Source organism: Streptomyces pseudoechinosporeus (assembly GCF_054783935.1).
The window spans coordinates 70,577-86,443 of record NZ_BAAGPS010000009.1 but is presented as its reverse complement, the minus strand read 5'-3'; the positions used below and the strand labels follow the sequence as shown (position 1 = coordinate 86,443).

13 protein-coding genes are annotated in these 15,867 nt (G+C 68.0%); 5 read left to right on the top strand and 8 right to left on the bottom strand.

All coding sequences use genetic code 11. The features are described 5' to 3' along the window. Positions 1-78: 78 nt before the first annotated feature. Positions 79-2,313: a family 43 glycosylhydrolase gene (locus ACYVO6_RS11920; RefSeq protein ID WP_461060184.1), complete on the bottom strand. Its 2,235-nt coding sequence runs from the start codon at positions 2,311-2,313 to the stop codon at positions 79-81. A 224-nt stretch (positions 2,314-2,537) separates the two neighbouring features. On the opposite strand from ACYVO6_RS11920, the gene ACYVO6_RS11915 reads away from it, so the two are divergent. Then, the gene (locus ACYVO6_RS11915) at positions 2,538-3,698 is read left to right on the top strand and encodes a right-handed parallel beta-helix repeat-containing protein (RefSeq protein ID WP_461060182.1); all 1,161 of its coding nucleotides are present in this window, start codon (positions 2,538-2,540) and stop codon (positions 3,696-3,698) included. Positions 3,699-3,794: 96 nt separating this feature from the next. On the opposite strand, the gene ACYVO6_RS11910 is transcribed toward ACYVO6_RS11915, so the two are convergent. The 4 genes from ACYVO6_RS11910 to ACYVO6_RS11895 form a co-directional block, all read right to left on the bottom strand. Then, positions 3,795-5,477, bottom strand: a complete 1,683-nt coding sequence (locus tag ACYVO6_RS11910; RefSeq protein WP_461060180.1) for a rhamnogalacturonan lyase B N-terminal domain-containing protein — start codon at positions 5,475-5,477, stop codon at positions 3,795-3,797. Between the two features lie 30 nt (positions 5,478-5,507). Further along, positions 5,508-6,335, bottom strand: coding sequence for a pectate lyase (locus tag ACYVO6_RS11905; protein WP_461060178.1), 828 nt, complete (start codon positions 6,333-6,335; stop codon positions 5,508-5,510). Positions 6,336-6,497: 162 nt separating this feature from the next. Beyond that, entirely contained in the window at positions 6,498-7,346 is an 849-nt protein-coding gene (locus ACYVO6_RS11900; protein ID WP_461060176.1) for a hypothetical protein, read from the bottom strand. Further along, entirely contained in the window at positions 7,343-7,909 is a 567-nt protein-coding gene (locus ACYVO6_RS11895) for a SigE family RNA polymerase sigma factor (protein ID WP_461060174.1), read from the bottom strand. The genes ACYVO6_RS11900 and ACYVO6_RS11895 overlap by 4 nt, the downstream gene beginning before the upstream one ends. Positions 7,910-8,185: 276 nt before the next feature. Here ACYVO6_RS11895 and ACYVO6_RS11890 point away from each other — a divergent pair, with 276 nt between their 5' ends. Beyond that, positions 8,186-9,634 carry an NCS2 family permease gene (locus ACYVO6_RS11890; protein WP_461060172.1) on the top strand — a complete coding sequence of 483 codons (1,449 nt, stop codon included), beginning with the start codon at positions 8,186-8,188 and terminating at the stop codon, positions 9,632-9,634. Positions 9,635-9,707: 73 nt separating this feature from the next. Here ACYVO6_RS11890 and ACYVO6_RS11885 read toward each other — a convergent pair whose 3' ends face one another. The 3 genes from ACYVO6_RS11885 to ACYVO6_RS11875 form a co-directional block, all read right to left on the bottom strand. Continuing rightward, positions 9,708-11,165: a peptidoglycan D,D-transpeptidase FtsI family protein gene (locus ACYVO6_RS11885; protein WP_461060170.1), complete on the bottom strand. Its 1,458-nt coding sequence runs from the start codon at positions 11,163-11,165 to the stop codon at positions 9,708-9,710. A 92-nt stretch (positions 11,166-11,257) separates the two neighbouring features. After that, complete coding sequence (locus ACYVO6_RS11880; RefSeq protein WP_461060168.1) at positions 11,258-11,731, bottom strand: GNAT family N-acetyltransferase; 474 nt, start codon at positions 11,729-11,731, stop codon at positions 11,258-11,260. Position 11,732: 1 nt separating this feature from the next. Continuing rightward, positions 11,733-12,506, bottom strand: a complete 774-nt coding sequence (locus ACYVO6_RS11875; RefSeq protein WP_033317827.1) for an IclR family transcriptional regulator — start codon at positions 12,504-12,506, stop codon at positions 11,733-11,735. Between the two features lie 152 nt (positions 12,507-12,658). On the opposite strand from ACYVO6_RS11875, the gene ACYVO6_RS11870 reads away from it, so the two are divergent. From ACYVO6_RS11870 to ACYVO6_RS11860, 3 genes are all read left to right on the top strand, one after another. After that, entirely contained in the window at positions 12,659-14,188 is a 1,530-nt protein-coding gene (locus tag ACYVO6_RS11870) for an aldehyde dehydrogenase (NADP(+)) (RefSeq protein ID WP_461060166.1), read from the top strand. A gap of 249 nt (positions 14,189-14,437) precedes the next feature. Beyond that, a complete protein-coding gene (locus ACYVO6_RS11865; RefSeq protein WP_461060164.1) occupies positions 14,438-15,046 on the top strand; it encodes a DUF1349 domain-containing protein in 609 nt (202 codons plus the stop codon). A 61-nt stretch (positions 15,047-15,107) separates the two neighbouring features. Further along, positions 15,108-15,656 carry a DinB family protein gene (locus ACYVO6_RS11860; RefSeq protein ID WP_461060162.1) on the top strand — a complete coding sequence of 183 codons (549 nt, stop codon included), beginning with the start codon at positions 15,108-15,110 and terminating at the stop codon, positions 15,654-15,656. The last annotated feature ends 211 nt before the right edge of the window (positions 15,657-15,867 follow it).

Genomic DNA, 15,867 nt, shown 5'->3' with positions numbered 1-15,867 from the left:
GGCGGAGCCGCAAATTAATACAGCCCCGCGCCCCCAAAGGGGCGCGGTACTGCACTGGACCTAACTTCCCTTGCTCCGTTACTTCCGTACCGGCCTGATCGACTCCAGCGTCGGCACCACCGGCTTGATCGTGCCGTCGGCCGCGAACTCCATGCGGTCGATGGTGGTCTCGCGGTGTGTGCCGTCGCCGCCCGACTTGCCGGGGCCGTTCAGGGCGAAGCGGTGGTAGACCATGTACCAGTCGTCCGTGCCGGGGGCGTTCACCACCGAGTGGTGGCCGGTGGCCTTGATGCCGTACTCCGGGCGCTTGGACAGGATCGTGCCCTTCTTGGTCCACGGGCCGAGCGGGGAGGGGCCGGTGGCGTACGCGACGTGGTAGTTCTCGCTGCGTGTGTCGTCCTCGGACCACATGTAGTAGTACGTCCCCTTCCGTTTCACCACGAAGGCGCCCTCGCGGAAGTTCTCCGGGGTGATGTCCTTCGCCTTCGTCGCGTCGAACGACACCATGTCGTCGTTCAGCGGGACGACGTATCCGCGCCCGTTGCCCCAGTAGAGGTACGACTGCCCGTCGTCGTCCGTGAAGACCGAGGGGTCGATCATCTGGCCCTGGAACTGGCCCCCCTTGGCGACCAGCGGCTTGCCCAGCACGTCCTTGAACGGGCCGGCGGGGGAGTCCGCGACCGCGACGCCGATCTGCTGCTCGGCGCAGAAGTAGAAGTAGTACTTGCCGTCGCGCTCCGCGATCGCCGGCGCCCAGGCGTTCTTGTCGGCCCAGGACACGTCAGGGCCCAGGTCGAGGATCTCGCCATGGTCCTTCCAGTGCACCAGATCCTTTGATGAGAAGGCCTTGAACTTGGTCCCGCTCCAGCCCGGGAAGCCGTCTGTCGTCGGGTAGATCCAGTAACGGCCGTTCATGTACTTGACGTCGGGGTCCGCGTAAAGGCCGGGCAGGACGGGACTGCGGGTCGGTACCGCCTCGACCGTCCACTTGCGGCTCGTCCCGTCCGCCGCCGTCACGGTGTACGTCTGCGGCTTGCGGAAGTCGCGGCGCGTACCCGAGGCCGGGCTGACCTTGGCGCCCGCGCCGACCGCCAGCTTCGGGGCGAGGCGCCTGAGATCGGCGTCCGGCTCCATCGGCAGGACGACCTTGTTGGCGCCCTCCGTGACGATCGCGTACCCCTCCTGGTTCTTCGCCGTCACGTCCACGATCGAAGTGGGACTCGCGGGATACGCGGCCAGCAGCCGGTCGTACTCCTTCTGCGTCACCGGCATGACCGTGCCGTGCCGCGGGCTGGTGGGCAGCTGGTAGTTCTGCGACGGGGTCCACTTGCCCGAGTCGAGGTCGGTGGTCTCGAAGGGGAGGTAGCCCCGGCCGCCGTACTCGTCGATGAACAGGTACCACTTCTCCTCGGTGTTGGACTTGAACACCGTCGGGCCCTCACCGCGGTCCATCGCCCCGTTGCCGATGCAGTCCGCGACGAAGTCGTACTTCGTGGAGGTCAGCGTCTTCGACTTCTCCCCGGTGATGTACTTCGCGCAGGGGCTGGAGGAGTTCGGGTCGCGCTCGTCCTTGGTGTAGCGGTAGTAAGTGCCCTTGTGGTTCACGACCGTTGAGTCGATGACCGAGTAGCCCGGGTCGTTCCAGACCTTGGGCTCGCTGAAGGTGCGGAAGTCCTTCGTGGTCGCGTACATCATTTTGTTGTACGTCGAGCCCGTGTGGTCCGGGTCGTCGTCGGCGTACAGCTTCGAGGCCCAGAAGACGACGAACTCGCCGAGCGTCTCGTCCCAATAGGCCTCAGGGGCCCAGGTGTTGCCCGCGTTGTCGGGGGAGACCTTCACCAGGCGCTGGTCGGTCCAGTTCACCAGGTCCGTGGACTCCCAGACCATGATGGACTTGCTGCCGTGGCGCTGGACGTCGTCCCAACTGCCGCTGCTGTTCTGGTACATACGCAGATCGGTCGCGATCATGTAGAACTTGTCGCCCTCGGGGGCGCGGATCACGAACGGGTCCCGCAGGCCCTTCTCACCGATGGTGGAGGTGAGCACCGGCTTCCCGGCGTTCAACTCCCGCCAGTGCAGCGGGTCGTTGCCGCGGCTGAGGGCATAGCGGATCTGCTCGCCGTCGGCCGTGCCCTCACCGGTGAAGTAGGCGAAGAGATAGCCCGCGTACGTCTGCTTGGCCTTCTGCGTGGCTCTCTCCGTGGGCTGTGCTCCGGTTTGTGCTGGACTTGGCGGGGCTGCCAGCAGGCTCAGGAACAGGGCGAGCAGCGCTGTCAGGGATGTCAGGAGCGTGCGGGCGGTGCGGGGTCGCATGACACATCCTGTGGGAGTCTGGTGGTTTCTGTTGGGCTGAACTGCCCTGGAGTTTCACCAGTGGGGGACGGTGCGTCAATCGGTGCGACCGGGACCGGGGTGATCGAAAGTTTCGATTGCTTTTCGCGTGGGCCCGGCAACCTTTTCCGGCCATGGCGGCGACTTGGTTTCAAAGGCGGGCCCAGCTCGCCGCCAGTCCTCGACTCCCCGGAAAGGAACGCCCCGTGCTTCAGAGCACTGGACGCCACCGCAGGACCCGCACCCTCTCCATCGCCGCCGCGGTGTCCGTCGCCGCGGGGGCGGGCGGCGTCCACCTCGGCCTCTCGGAGGACGGAGCCAGCGCCGCCGCCCCCACCAAGACGGTCACCGTGTCCAGCACCGCTCAGCTGGAAGCCGCCGTCAAGACCGCCACCGCCGGCACCGTCATCCAGGTGCGCGGCGGCACGTACTACCCGACGCGGACCCTCAAGTCCTCGGCGAACGGCACCAGTTCGGCCCGTATCACGCTCCAGGCCGCGGCCGGGGCGAAGGTGCGGATCGACGGCTCGAAGCTGCCCGACGGCTCCTGGCTGGCCGGGATCCACGGCGACCACTGGACCGTCGCGAACATCACCTGGCAGAACTCGCCGGCCCAGGGCTTCGTCGCCACCTCCTCCGTCGGCGGAGTGTTCAAGAACCTCGTCACCGCGCACAACGGCGACTCCGGCTTCACCCTGCGCGGCGACGGCACCACCAACAACCTCGTGCGGAACCTGGACAGTTACGGCAACTACGACCCGTCGGGCCACGGCCAGAACGCCGACGGGATCGCCGTCAAGTTCGGCTCCGGCACCGGCAACAAGATCACCGGCGCCCGCCTCTACAACAACTCGGACGACGGACTCGACCTGTGGCAGTTCTCCAGCCCGGTCACCATCGAGCACTCCTGGGCGTACGGAAACGGCAGGAACCGCTGGAAGGACCCGGACTTCGAGGGCAACGGCAACGGCTTCAAGCTCGGCGGCGGAGGCGCCTCGGTCGCCCACGTCGTCACCTACAACGCGGCCTGGAACAACACGAAGCACGGCTTCACCGAGAACTCCAACACCGGTGCCATGAGCCTGAACCGCAACACCGCGTACGCCAACGCCGGCTCCGGCTACTACTTCGCCACCGGCAAGGCCCGGCTCGGCAAGAACCTCGCGGTGCGCAACAAGGGCGGTCTGAGCAAGCTCGGCCCGTCCACCGTCTCCGCGGGCAACAACTGGGACAAGGGCATCGCCGGCCCGGCCGTCAAGTCCACGAAGGCGTCCACCGCGTACGGCACCCGCAAGCCGAACGGCTCGCTGCCCGCGACGACGTTCCTGACGACGGGCTCCACCACCATCGGTTCGACGATGAACTGATCCCCGCACTCCCCCCACGGGCCCATGAGAACGCCCCCGCCGAGACCTCCCAGTCCGGCGGGGGCGTTCCCCTTGCTACTGGCCCGCGTGGGGGGCTCAGGCCAGCAGATCCATGCAGTCGAACGACGTGCCCGGGCTGAGGAAAGCGGACCCGGTGGAGCCGCTGACGATGTTCAGCTTCAGCACGTTGTACTGACTGGTGTCCGACTTCCACGCGCTCGCCGGCACGTTGTACGTGAACGTGTGGTTGTTGCCCCGGTACGAACCCGTGGTGAGTGACCGCGTCGCGGGCTGCTTCGGCGCCGAGGGGAGCGCCGACACCCAGTCGTTGACCGTCACACGCGGACGCCCGTTGATGAGGGCGGTGGTCACACCGATGCGCAGGGTGTGCGCGGCGGCGGCCTGGGCGGCGGTCAGCTTGAAGTACACGAGAATGCCGTCGTTGACGTCCTTCCACATGTACGCCGGGAACGACGCGGCCGCGTCACCGCTGCCGATGGTGACGTTGCCCGTCCACTTCGACGCGCGCACGTCGGACGGATGCGCGTACGTCATCAGCTTGGCGTTCTTGAACTCGCCGGGCGTACCGTCCCAGTTCCCGAGCCGCCAGATCGTGTCGGCGCTGCTCGGGTCGTCGCTGACGGTGAGGGTGTTCAGGGCCGTGGTACCGCCCGCCGTCACCTTCACCTCCCGGGTGTGCACGGCCAGTTCACCCTTGAAGACAGTGAGCGTGTACGTCCCCGGCAGCATGCCCGCGCAACTGAAAGCACCCGTGCCCGAAGCGGCCTTCGCCCAGTACTGCGCGTCGTCGTTGGCGAAGCCCACGGTGTACGCGTAGTCGGCGTCCATGCCCTTCAGACCGACGCCCGACACCTTGCCGCGGCCGGACCTGCCGACCCAGCCGGAGATGCCGAGACCGTCCACCCACGAGGTGTCGAGGTTCTTCGCGAACAGCGACGACGCCGGCGTACCACCGTCGGTGAAGGACAGGACGTACGGACCCTGCAGACCGAAGCGCATCGCCTCGGTCTGCGACTGGTTGTAGTGCAGGATCTCGTACAGGCCCACGCCGCCGTCGTTCGAGTGGCGCAGCAGCGAGCGGTAGAACGGGCCGCCCGACGCCTTCTCGTGGTTGGAGCGGACCATCCAGAGCCCCACCGAGCCGGTGGTGTAGCCGACGTAGTCGTAGTCCATGACCCGCATGCCCGAGTAGTGCTTGGAGCGGGTCTGGCCGTTCGACTTCTTCCACACGTCACCGGCCTCGATGACCGTATCGGCCGCCTCCACCCAGGAGTCGGGACCCTCGTTGGGGAAGATCCCGGCCTTGATCCGGGCGATGTAGCGGGTCGCCGTGAACGACGTGTCGGCCTTGTTCGTCCACATGTAGACGTTGTTCTGGCCCTTGCGCGCCGCGTAGTAGTGCTTGAGCGTGCCGTGCACCACGCTGACCAGGATCGTGTTCCCGGACTGCTTGATGGTCACGGTCGACGCGCCGAGCCCCGACTCCACGTGGGAGTGCTTGCCGCCGTAGCCCTCGTACTCCTTGCCCTTGTAGGCCAGCGAGGTCAGATCGCCGGTCGACTTGGAGACCTTGAAGACGAGGGAGGCGCCGGTGTCGATCACATGGTTCTTGCCGTCGTCGGAGTGGCCGAAGGTCGCGGCCGACGCCGAGGAGAGCAAGCCGGTGCCGGCCGCGACCGCCGCGCCGGAACCGGCCACGCCCACGGCGGACGCGGCAAGCAGCCGGCGACGGGTGAGGTGCTTTCTGTGCGTGCTCAAGAGTGGTGCTCCAGGTGCTGGGTCACGTGGCTACTTGTACGTGATGTCTGATGGCTTGTAGTTGCAGTGCGTTCCATCCGCGTCCGAGCCCGCTTCCTGAGGCTCGTCACCGGAGTTGTTGCCCTTGTACTTCTGGCACGGCACGATCTTCTTGCCGCTGTCGCCGGTGATCGTGACCTTGCGCAGGGCCGCGGAGTCGCCGTAGTTGCTGTTGATGCCGACCAGACGCCCGCCGGGAGCGGTCACATCCAGGCCGTTGAAGATCACGCTGCGCTTGTACTGCGTCGAGCAGTTGCCGCAGGAGCGGTAGAGGGTCTTGAAGTCCTCCACCACGAAGTTCGAGACGACGAGCTTGCCGCCGCCGTTGTGCTGGAGGACCTTGTCCGCGGCGTGCTTCGCGCCGCCGCCCTTGACGATGAAGGTGGCCGAGTTGCCGCCGCGGAACGTCGCGGCGTCCTCGCCGACGTCCTCCCACCAGACGTTCTGCAGCGTGCAGGTGCCCTTGCAGTGGACGCCGTCGGCGCCGGGCTTGCCGATGACGACGTTCTTCAGCGTCGCGCCGTCCGCGAGCTCGAAGATCGGGTCCCCGCCCTCTTCCTGACCGTCACCGGCCAGATCACCGCTGCCGTAGAAGCGCTTCATGCCGCCGTCCCGGACACCGCTCACCGAGATCGTCTTGGAGACCGCCTGGCTGCCGTTGGGGGTCGGCCACTCGGCGGCCGCGTTCGCCGACGACATTAAGGCGCTGGCGAAGACCGCGGCCCCGGTCAGGCCTAACGCGGACAGGCCGCCGATCACGGCGTGTGTCCGGTTGAGCTTGCGGCGGTGGCGTGCGCGCTGCTGTGTTTCTGAACTCATGTCCCGTTCCTTGAGTGGGGGGAGAGACCTTGCGTCTCTCTGGTTGCCACCCGGTAGGAAGGGGTTGCCGGTCCTCGGAACTTTTTTGCAGCGGCCGCTCGTTATGAGCTTTCCGAACCGCCCGTCATGAGCTGCCGGTCATGAGTCGTCGTCAGCCGCCGGTCATGAGTCCTCGTCATCGGAGTCCTGGCTCGCGAAGTCGCCTTGCACGGCCACCTGTTGGCCGTCGGACACCGCGGTGGCCGCGTACCGGTCGTCGCCGGCGTCACGGCCGCCCCGGTCATGGTCGTACTGCCCGGCGAACACGAACTCACCGGCCGGGACCGTACGGCCCTCCTTGAGCACCCATGTGTAGACGAGGAAACCGTCCCGCTCACCGACCGTCAGCTCGAAGTCGCCCTCGGGCAGCGAACGCCAGGCACCCGCCGAGTTGACCCCGCCGGTCTGCTTGATGCGCAACTCGACGGTCAGCGAGGTGAGTTGCTCCTCCGACTTCACGGTCACATTGCTCTGCGCCCAGAAGTCGTTGCTGTGCGGATCGACCGAGCCGTCCGACCACAGCGGGCCCTCCTCGGTGCCCGCGTCCGCGGGCGGAGTGACGGCCGGGGGCGGCTCGGGCGGCTTGACCGGCGGTGACTCGGCCTCGGTCGGCTGCTCGGGACGCGGGGAACTCGTCGCGTCCGGGGAGATCTCGCCACGGCTTGACTCCTCCGGCGACGGCTCGGGAGTCGGCGTGACCGCGACGGTCTGCTGGGCCTTGTCGTCCTCCTTCAGCGCGGACGCCGCCGCATAGCCGCCCACCGCGAGCACGCCCGCGACAGCGGCCGTGGCGCCGACGACCCGCGCCCAGCCGAGCACCTGGGGCCGCTGCGCAGGGCGCCGGGAGGTCTCGGCATCCGCCATGCCGCGCTCGATGCGGGCCAGGATGCGCGCCCGGTCGGGCTCATGAGCGCCGGCCGCATCACGCAGCCGGGCGCGCACCTTGTCATGCGTATCGCGCCGCCCGGTCACGGGTTCCTCCCTCCGGTGCCACCGGTGCGCAGCACCGCCGCGTGCACGTGGCTCGGGCCGTCCGCACTGCCCAGCAACCGCTGCAACTCGGCCATCCCCTTCGACGTCTGGCTCTTCACCGTACCGACCGAGATACCGAGGGCGAGCGCGGTGTCCTTCTCCGAGAGGTCGAAAGCATGCCGTAGCACCACACATGCCCGCTTGCGGAACGGCAGACTGCGCAGCGCCCCCTGGACATCGACCACGGTCGGCACGTCCGGGTTCTCGCTGCTCTCCTCGCGCTGCGACCAGAACAGCGTGATGCGTCTGCGCTCGCGCACCGCGCTGCGGATCCGGCTGCGCGCCAGATTGGCGACCACTCCGCGCGCGTACGCCACCGGATGGTCCGCCGCCCGCACCCGGTCCCAGCGGTGCCACATGGCGAGCAGCGCGTCCGCCGCCAGATCGTCGGCGGCGTCCGACTCACCGGTCAACAGATGGGCCAGCCGCGCCAGTTCGGCATAGTGCCGCTCGAAGAAGTCGTGGAACTCCACGGAGGCTGCGTCGTCGACGACCGTGCCCACGGGTGACCTCTCCCCTGCTGAATCCGGACAGTACGGTTGACCTGCGTGCGCTGTGCCTGCGAGTGCGTATACGGACCCCGTGTGTCACCCGTGAAGGAATAGTGCTCCTGTGGGGTGAGATTCGAGAGAGTAGCAGGCGTCCGTACGGGACTTCGAAGGTCGTGCGGTAGGCCGAACCCCATTCCGTAACACGGAGAAAACCCGAACGCGGATCAATACGAGGAACAATCCAGCCAGCATCCGCACACCCAGCACGCAGTAACGAGGAGCATCCGCATGTCCGGAGCACAGAAGGTGACCGACCGGCCGAGTGCCGCACCACCCCCGGCGAACAGCGTCGACCGGTTCTTCAAGATCTCTGCCAGGGGATCCACCTTCGCCCGGGAGATCCGCGGCGGTTTCGCCACGTTCTTCACGATGGCCTACATCCTTGTCCTGAACCCCATCATCCTGGGCAGCGCCGAGGACAAGTTCGGGCAGCGGCTCGACAGCGTCCAACTGGTCACCGCCACCGCCCTGGTGGCCGCCGTGATGACCGTCATCATGGGCGTCGGCGGCAATCTGCCGCTCGCGCTCGCGGCCGGGCTCGGCCTCAACGCCGTCGTCGCCTTCCAGATCGCCCCGCTGATGAGCTGGGCCGACGCGATGGGCCTGATCGTCCTCGAGGGCCTGCTGATCTGTGTGCTGGTGGTGACGGGCCTGCGCGAGGCCGTCATGCACGCGATACCCCAGCCCATGAAGCAGGCGATCAGCGTCGGCATAGGCCTGTTCATCGCGTTCATCGGCTTCGTCGACGCCGGGTTCGTGACCCGCATCCCGGACGTGGCGAACACCACGGTGCCCGTGCAGTTGGGCGCCACCGGCGCGCTGACCGGCTGGCCGATGCTCGTCTTCTGCCTCGGGGTGCTGCTGACCATCGGGCTGCTCGCCCGCAAGGTCAAGGGCGCGATCCTGATCAGCATCGTCGCCATGACGATCCTGGCGATCATCATCAACTCGGCGGCCGACATCAAGAGTTGGGGCCTGACCACGCCCGACTGGCCCGAGAAGCTGGTCGACACCCCCGACTTCGGGCTGATCGGCGACTTCAGCCTGTTCGGCGCCTTCGGTGAGGCCGGCGCGATCACCGTCGTCCTGCTGGTCTTCACGCTGATCCTGTCGGACTTCTTCGACACCATGGGCACGGTCGTCGGCATCAGCGCCGAGGCCGGGCTGCTGGACGAGGACGGCAAGGTCCCCAACCTCGGCCGCGTGCTGCTGATCGACGGTGCCGCCGCGGTCGCGGGCGGTGCGGCCTCCGCCTCCTCCTCGACCTCGTACATCGAGTCGGCGGCGGGCGTCGGCGAGGGCGCGCGTACGGGCTTCGCCAACCTGGTCACCGGCGGACTGTTCGCCCTGGCCCTGTTCATGACCCCGCTGCTGACCATCGTCCCGCTCCAGGCCGCGGCCCCCGCCCTCGTCGCGGTCGGCTTCCTGATGATGACTCAGGTCAAGCACATCGACTGGGACAAGTACGAGATCGCCATCCCCGCGTTCCTGACGATCGCCGTGATGCCGTTCACGTACTCGATCACCAACGGCATCGGGGCGGGCTTCGTCGCTTACGTCCTCATCAAGAGCGTTCTGGGGAAGGCGCGCGAGGTCCACTGGCTGCTGTGGGGCGCGTCGGCACTGTTCCTGGTGTACTTCGCGATCGACCCGATCGAGCAACTGCTGGGCGTCTGAGGCCCCTGAGGCCCTGACATGCGAAGGCCCCGGCCCGGAGGATTCAACGGGCCGGGGCCTTCCCCGAGGCCGCTTAGTTCTGCTGCAGCGCCGCCTCCATCATGGCCTTCGCGACCGGCGCGGCCAGCCCGTTGCCGCTGACTTCTGACCGAGCCGCATTCGACTGCTCGATGATCACGGCGACGGCGACTTCCTTGCCCGTGGAGCCGTCCTTGGCGTACGACGTGAACCAGGCATACGGCGTCTGGCTGTTGTTCTCGCCGTGCTGGGCCGTACCCGTCTTGCCGCCCACCGTCGCGCCGGAGATCTGCGCGTTCGTACCCGTGCCCTCGTCGACGACCGTCTGCATCGCGGACTGCAACTGCTCGGCCGTGGACGAGCTGACGATCTCCTTCGTGTCCGTGTTGTCGTCGTAGTTCTCCAGCACATTGCCGCTCGCGTCGCTGATCTGCGACACCATGTGCGGCGAGACCAGCTCACCGCCATTGGCGATGGCCGCCGACACCATGGCCATCTGCAACGGCGTCGCCGTGACGTCGAACTGCCCGATGCCCGACAGCGCCGTCTGCGCCTCGTCCATGCCGGACGGATAGACGCTCTCGTACGCCCGCACCGGAACGTCCTGCTCCGCGTCGTTGAAGCCGAACTTCTCCGCCATCTCCTTGACCTTGTCCTGGCCCAGGTCGACGGCCATCTTCCCGAAGACGTTGTTGCACGAGTACTGCAACGCCACCCGGATCGTGGCGTCCTCACAGGGCGCCGACGGGTTCTCGTTGTCCAGCACGCTGGTCGAGTTCGGCAGCGGGTACGGGTTCGGGCTGTCCGTCTTCTCGTCCACCGACGAGTACAGCCCGTCCTCCAGCGCGGCAGCCGCCACGACCAGCTTGAACGTCGAGCCCGGCGGCAGCGGCTGGCGCAGCGCCCGGTTCGTCATCGGCTTGTCGGGATCCTTCGTCAGCTTCTCCCAGGCGGCGGAGTCGTCGGAGCCGCTGATCTCGGAGGGGTCGTACGAAGGGGTCGACACGACACCGAGGATCTTGCCGTTCGTCGGGTCGATGGCGACGGCCGCGCCCTTCGTGTCGCCCAGCGCGTCGTACGCGGCCTTCTGCACATCCGGGTCGATCGTCGTGACCACGTCACCCGGGTCGGCACGCTTGCCGGTGACCGTGTCCACCGGGTTCTTCAGCCGGTTGTCCGTGCCGTCGAGCAGGTCCTGGTAGACGCCCTCCAGCTGCGTCGCCCCGTACACCTGCGAGCTGTAGCCCGTGACCGCCGAATACAACGCGCCGTCCTTGTACGTCCGCTGGTACTTGAGGTCGCCGCTGTCCGTCTCCTCGGATCCGGTGATCGCGTCGCCGGCCACGATGATGTTCCCGAGCGGGTACGCGTACTGCTCGATCACGTTCCGCCGGTTTTCCTTGTTCTCCGCGAGTGCCGTGCCGTCGTAGAACTGCACCCAGGTCGCCCTGACCAGCAGAGCGAACACGAGCAGCAGCGTGAAGACGGAGGCCCGTCTGATCGTCGTGTTCATCGCGTTCTGAAAGACGAGCGGGATGCGGGGATTCGTTCCCGTCGGCCCGGTTTTCTCATCCGAGCTTCATGAACCGCGCGAGGGTGCGCGGATCAGCCGTCCAGGGTGAGGACCACCTCGTCGATTTCCTCCCCACGCGCGTTCGCATACCCCCTGGCCTGCGCGGTCACGCGGAAGCCGCACTTCTCCAGGACACGGCGCGAACCCGCGTTGTCCGCGGCGGCGCGGGCGTGCAGCGGGCGCTCGGGGACCTCGGCGAGCAGGGCCCGCAAGGCGCGCGTGGCGATGCCGCGGCCCCAGTACATGCGGTCGATCCAGTACGTCACCTCGCGCTCGCCCGGCTCGCCGTACACCGACGCGCTGCCCACGACGTCGCCGTCGGCGAGGACCGTGCGAGGGACCACGTCGGAGGAGGCGCGGATCCGCTTCCAGTGGGCGTCGAAGGCATCCCAGTCGGCCGGATCCTTGACCGTGAACGCGGCCATCCGGGCGGCCTCGGGATCGTTCATCTGCCGGAAGAACACCGGCAGATCGCTGTCGTGGACCTCGCGGAGCACGATCTCCATGTCAGAGCCTCCGGGTGGCGAGCGTCAGCCGGTCGCGGGCGTCGAACAGGGCGTCCTTCACCATCTGCTCGTGCGCGGGTGTCAGCCGCGCCACCGGTACGGAGCAGCTGATGGCGTCGCGCGCGGGCGTACGGTACGGAATCGCGACGCCGAAGCAGCGCAGCCCCAGCGTGTTCTCCTCGCGGTCCACCGCGAAGCCCTGCTCCCGTACCTGATGCAGCTCCTCGATCAGCTTCTCCCGGTCGGTGATCGTGTGCTCGGTCAGCGCGGGGAGTGTCTCCGGCAGCAGCTTGCGTACCTGTTCGTCCGTGTGCGTGGCCAGCAGCGCCTTGCCGAGCGAGGTGGAGTGGGCGGGCAGCCGGCGGCCCACGCGCGTGAAGGGGCGGAGATAGTGCTGGGACTGGCGGGTGGCGAGATACACCACATTCGTGCCGTCGAGCCGCGCCAGGTGGATCGTCTCCGTAGTGTCGTCGGAGAGCCGGTCGAGGGTCGGTCTGGCCACGGCCACCACCTCGTCGCCGTCGATGTAGGACGTACCGACGAGGAGGGCGCGCACTCCGATGCCGTACCGCGTGCCCGTCGCGTCCGTCTCGACCCAGCCGAGCTCGACGAGCGTACGGAGCAACATATACAAACTGGACTTGGGGTAACCTACGGCCTCCTGTACGGCGGCCAGGGAATGCATTCCTGGTCGGCCGGCGAAGAACTCGAGTAGTTCCACAGTCCGCACTGCGGACTTGACCTGCGCCCCGCCGCCTGTCTCGCCTGCCGACATCGCCCTTGACCCCTTCGTTCGACGGGAAATAGTCTCCGAGACATATTCACCATCAGAGACAGTGTTCAACATATCGAACGCCCTGGTGAGTGACACAAGAACTGCGGCATCACATAAGAACTGCGGCATCACATCTTCTGGAGGAACCCGCGGTGGCAGCAGCACCAGTCTGGAGTGTCGACCCCCGAACCGGGAAGCAGCGTGAACAGGTTGCGGTGGAAGCCACAGCCCAGGAGGTGGACACGGCGGTCCGCGCGGCTCACGCCGCCCGGGGAGCCCTTGCCGACCGCACGGTCCGCTCGGCCTTCCTTCGCAGCGCCGCGGAACTGCTCGAAGGCGCCAAGGAGCACCTCGTGGAGGCCGCGGACGCGGAGACCGCGCTCGGCCCGGTCCGGCTCACCGGTGAACTCGCCCGTACCTGCTACCAGTTGCGGGCCTTCGCGGACATCGTCGACGAGGGCGCGTTCCTCGACGTCGTGATCAACCACCCCGACGACACCGCGACGCCGCCGATCCCGGACCTGCGCCGCTACAAGGTGCCGCTGGGTGTCGTCGCCGTCTACTCGGCCTCGAACTTCCCCTTCGCCTTCTCGGTCGCGGGCGGCGACACCGCGAGCGCGCTCGCCGCGGGCTGCCCGGTCGTCGTCAAGGCGCACCCCGACCACCCGGGGCTGTCCGAGCTGGTCGCGGCGACGCTGCGGCGGGCCGCCGAGCAGCACGACATCCCCAAGGGGGTCGTCGGGCTCGTGCACGGCTTCGAGGCGGGCGTCGAGCTGGTCAAGCATCCGCTGGTGTCGGCGGCCGGTTTCACCGGTTCCGTACGGGGCGGTCGTGCCCTCTTCGACGCGGCTGCCGCCCGGCCCGTGCCGATCCCGTTCCACGGCGAGCTGGGCTCGCTGAACCCCGTCGTCATCACCGAGGCCGCCGCCGCCGAGCGTGCCGAGGCGATCGGTACGGGGCTCGCGGGCTCCATGACGCTGGGTGTCGGCCAGTTCTGCGTGAAGCCGGGGCTCGTTCTCGCGCCGACGGGCGCGGCGGGTGACCGGCTGCTGAAGTCCCTCACCGACGCGGTCAGCGACACCGACGCCGGTGTGCTGCTGGACCACCGGATGCGCGACAACTTTGTCGCGGGGGTCGCCGAGCGGGCCGAACTTCCGGACGTGGACGCCCCGGTGACGCCGGGCGCGGGGAGCGAGCACACGGTGAGCCCCGGGTTCCTGACCGTGCCGGCGCGCAGGCTCGCCGCCGAGGGGGAGCACGATCTGCTCCTGGAGGAGTGCTTCGGGCCGATCACGGTGGTCGCGCGGTACGAGGACGACTCGGAGGCCGAGGCGGTGCTTTCGCGGCTGCCGGGGAACCTCACGGCGACCGTGCACCTCTCTGCCGAGGAGGCTGCGGGGGAGGGGCGTGGTGCAGAGCTCCTCGCCGAGCTCACGCCGCTCGCGGGGCGTGTGCTCGTGAACGGCTGGCCTACCGGTGTCGCTGTGGCTCCGGCCCAGCATCACGGTGGGCCGTACCCCGCGACCACGTCGACGTCCACGTCTGTGGGCGGTACGGCTATTGAGCGGTGGCTGCGGCCGGTGGCGTATCAGAACGCGCCTGAGGCGCTTCTGCCCGCCGAGTTGCGCGATGACAACCCGCTGGGGCTGCCGCGGCGCTTCAACGGCCGCCTCGAGCGGTAGCGCTCCGCTGGGTGCGGTTGCGCTCCGCTGGGTGCGGGGGCTGCGGGTAGCGCCGTAGGCGGTGCGATTGAGTGCGGGCTGCGGGCCCGCTGTGGCTGGTCGCGCAGTTCCCCGCGCCCCTGACGGGGCGCTGTTGTGGCCGCATGCTGTCACAGTGTCGAGCCCCTGACGGGGCGCTGCCTGTGCCGCATGCTCTGACAGTGCCGCGCCCCTTTCGAGGTGCGGTCGTGGACCTGGGAGACTCACCGCATGGACCTCGAAATACCCGAACTTCCCTTCCCGCTCCGCAGTTACGGCCCCGACGGGCACTGGTCGTACGAGGACGGGGTGCTCACCGGATGGGCGGGGGCGCGGCAGGATCGCTTCGTGCCGCCCACCGGTGAGGCGCTGGACCCCGCGGCCGACGCGCCTCGGCTGCTCGGGGCGCCGGAGGGGGACTTCCAGCTGATCGCCCGTGTCACGGTCGGCTTTGCCGGGGCCTTCGACGCGGGCGTGCTGTACGTACACGTCGCCGAGCGGGAGTGGGCCAAGCTCTGCCTGGAGAACTCGCCGGATGTGCCGACCGTGTGCACGGTGGTCACCCGTGGCCACTCCGACGACGCCAACTCCTGGCCCGTGGAAGGAAGTTCGGTCTGGCTGCGGATCAGCCGCACGGGCCGTGCCTTCGCCTTCCACGCCTCTAAGGACGGCAAGCGCTGGACCTTCGTGCGCCTGTTCACCCTGGCCGACGAGAAGGCCTCCGGAGCGGCCCTCGTCGGCTTTATGACTCAGTCGCCGATGGGGGAGGGGTGTGTGGTCACGTACGACAGCATCGAGTTCCTCCCGGACTGGCCGGCGGATCTGCGGGACGGCAGCTGATTCCTGTCGGCGGGATTTCGCCCCTCCCGCATCGCCGGGCCCCCGTGCCATGCTGCCCAGCATGGCCACCGACACACATCAGACCCAGACCCTGCCCGACGGCCGCCCCATCCCGCTCCTGACCGGGCCGGAGCGGCCCATGCTGGAGAGCTGGCTCGCTTTTCACCGGGCCACGCTGGAGCTGAAATGCCGAGGGCTGGACGACGAGCAGCTGCGACTGGCCTCCGCCGAGCCGTCGGAGCTGACTCTGCTCGGGCTGGTCCAGCATCTTGCCGAGGTCGAACGGAACTGGTTCCAGCGGGTGTTCGCCGGCCTCGACGTGCCGGCCGTGTACGGGGACAAGCTCGGAGCCGTGTCCGGCGGCTACGCCCTCGCACCGGAGCGCAGGCTCGACGAGGCGCTGGCGAACTGGCGGCGGGAGATCGCCCGGGGGCAGGAGCTGTGCGTGGGGCGGTCGCTGGACGACACCGGACGGATCGCCGGCGGCCCGATGGCCGGGCTGGAGGTCAGCCTGCGCTGGATCCTCATCCACATGATCGAGGAGTACGCCCGCCACAACGGCCACGCGGACATTGTCAGAGAGCGTATCGACGGAGTCACCGGCGCGTAATTGAAGAATTCATTCCGCCTTTATTTCGCCGTCCACCCAGTGCTTGTTCGAGTGCAGCTTCCCGTCTTCTTCTGCCCGCTTTTTCCGAGGCTAAACACTAAGATTCCGTGAACGTCAACCTCGTAATTCGGGCAGGTCTCGTGGTGGTTACGTATCTGTGACGCAACACACAAGGCGCCCGCTTCCTCCCGTATTTTCCGGACAAACAGGT

Coding starts and splice junctions, on each gene's coding strand:
- ACYVO6_RS11920 (WP_461060184.1), bottom strand. CDS start 2,313: ATGCGACCCCGCACCGCCCGCACGCTCCTGACATCCCTGACAGCGCTG.
- ACYVO6_RS11905 (WP_461060178.1), bottom strand. CDS start 6,335: ATGAGTTCAGAAACACAGCAGCGCGCACGCCACCGCCGCAAGCTCAAC.
- ACYVO6_RS11890 (WP_461060172.1), top strand. CDS start 8,186: ATGTCCGGAGCACAGAAGGTGACCGACCGGCCGAGTGCCGCACCACCC.
- ACYVO6_RS11885 (WP_461060170.1), bottom strand. CDS start 11,165: ATGAACACGACGATCAGACGGGCCTCCGTCTTCACGCTGCTGCTCGTG.
- ACYVO6_RS11880 (WP_461060168.1), bottom strand. CDS start 11,731: ATGGAGATCGTGCTCCGCGAGGTCCACGACAGCGATCTGCCGGTGTTC.
- ACYVO6_RS11875 (WP_033317827.1), bottom strand. CDS start 12,506: ATGTCGGCAGGCGAGACAGGCGGCGGGGCGCAGGTCAAGTCCGCAGTG.
- ACYVO6_RS11865 (WP_461060164.1), top strand. CDS start 14,438: ATGGACCTCGAAATACCCGAACTTCCCTTCCCGCTCCGCAGTTACGGC.
- ACYVO6_RS11860 (WP_461060162.1), top strand. CDS start 15,108: ATGGCCACCGACACACATCAGACCCAGACCCTGCCCGACGGCCGCCCC.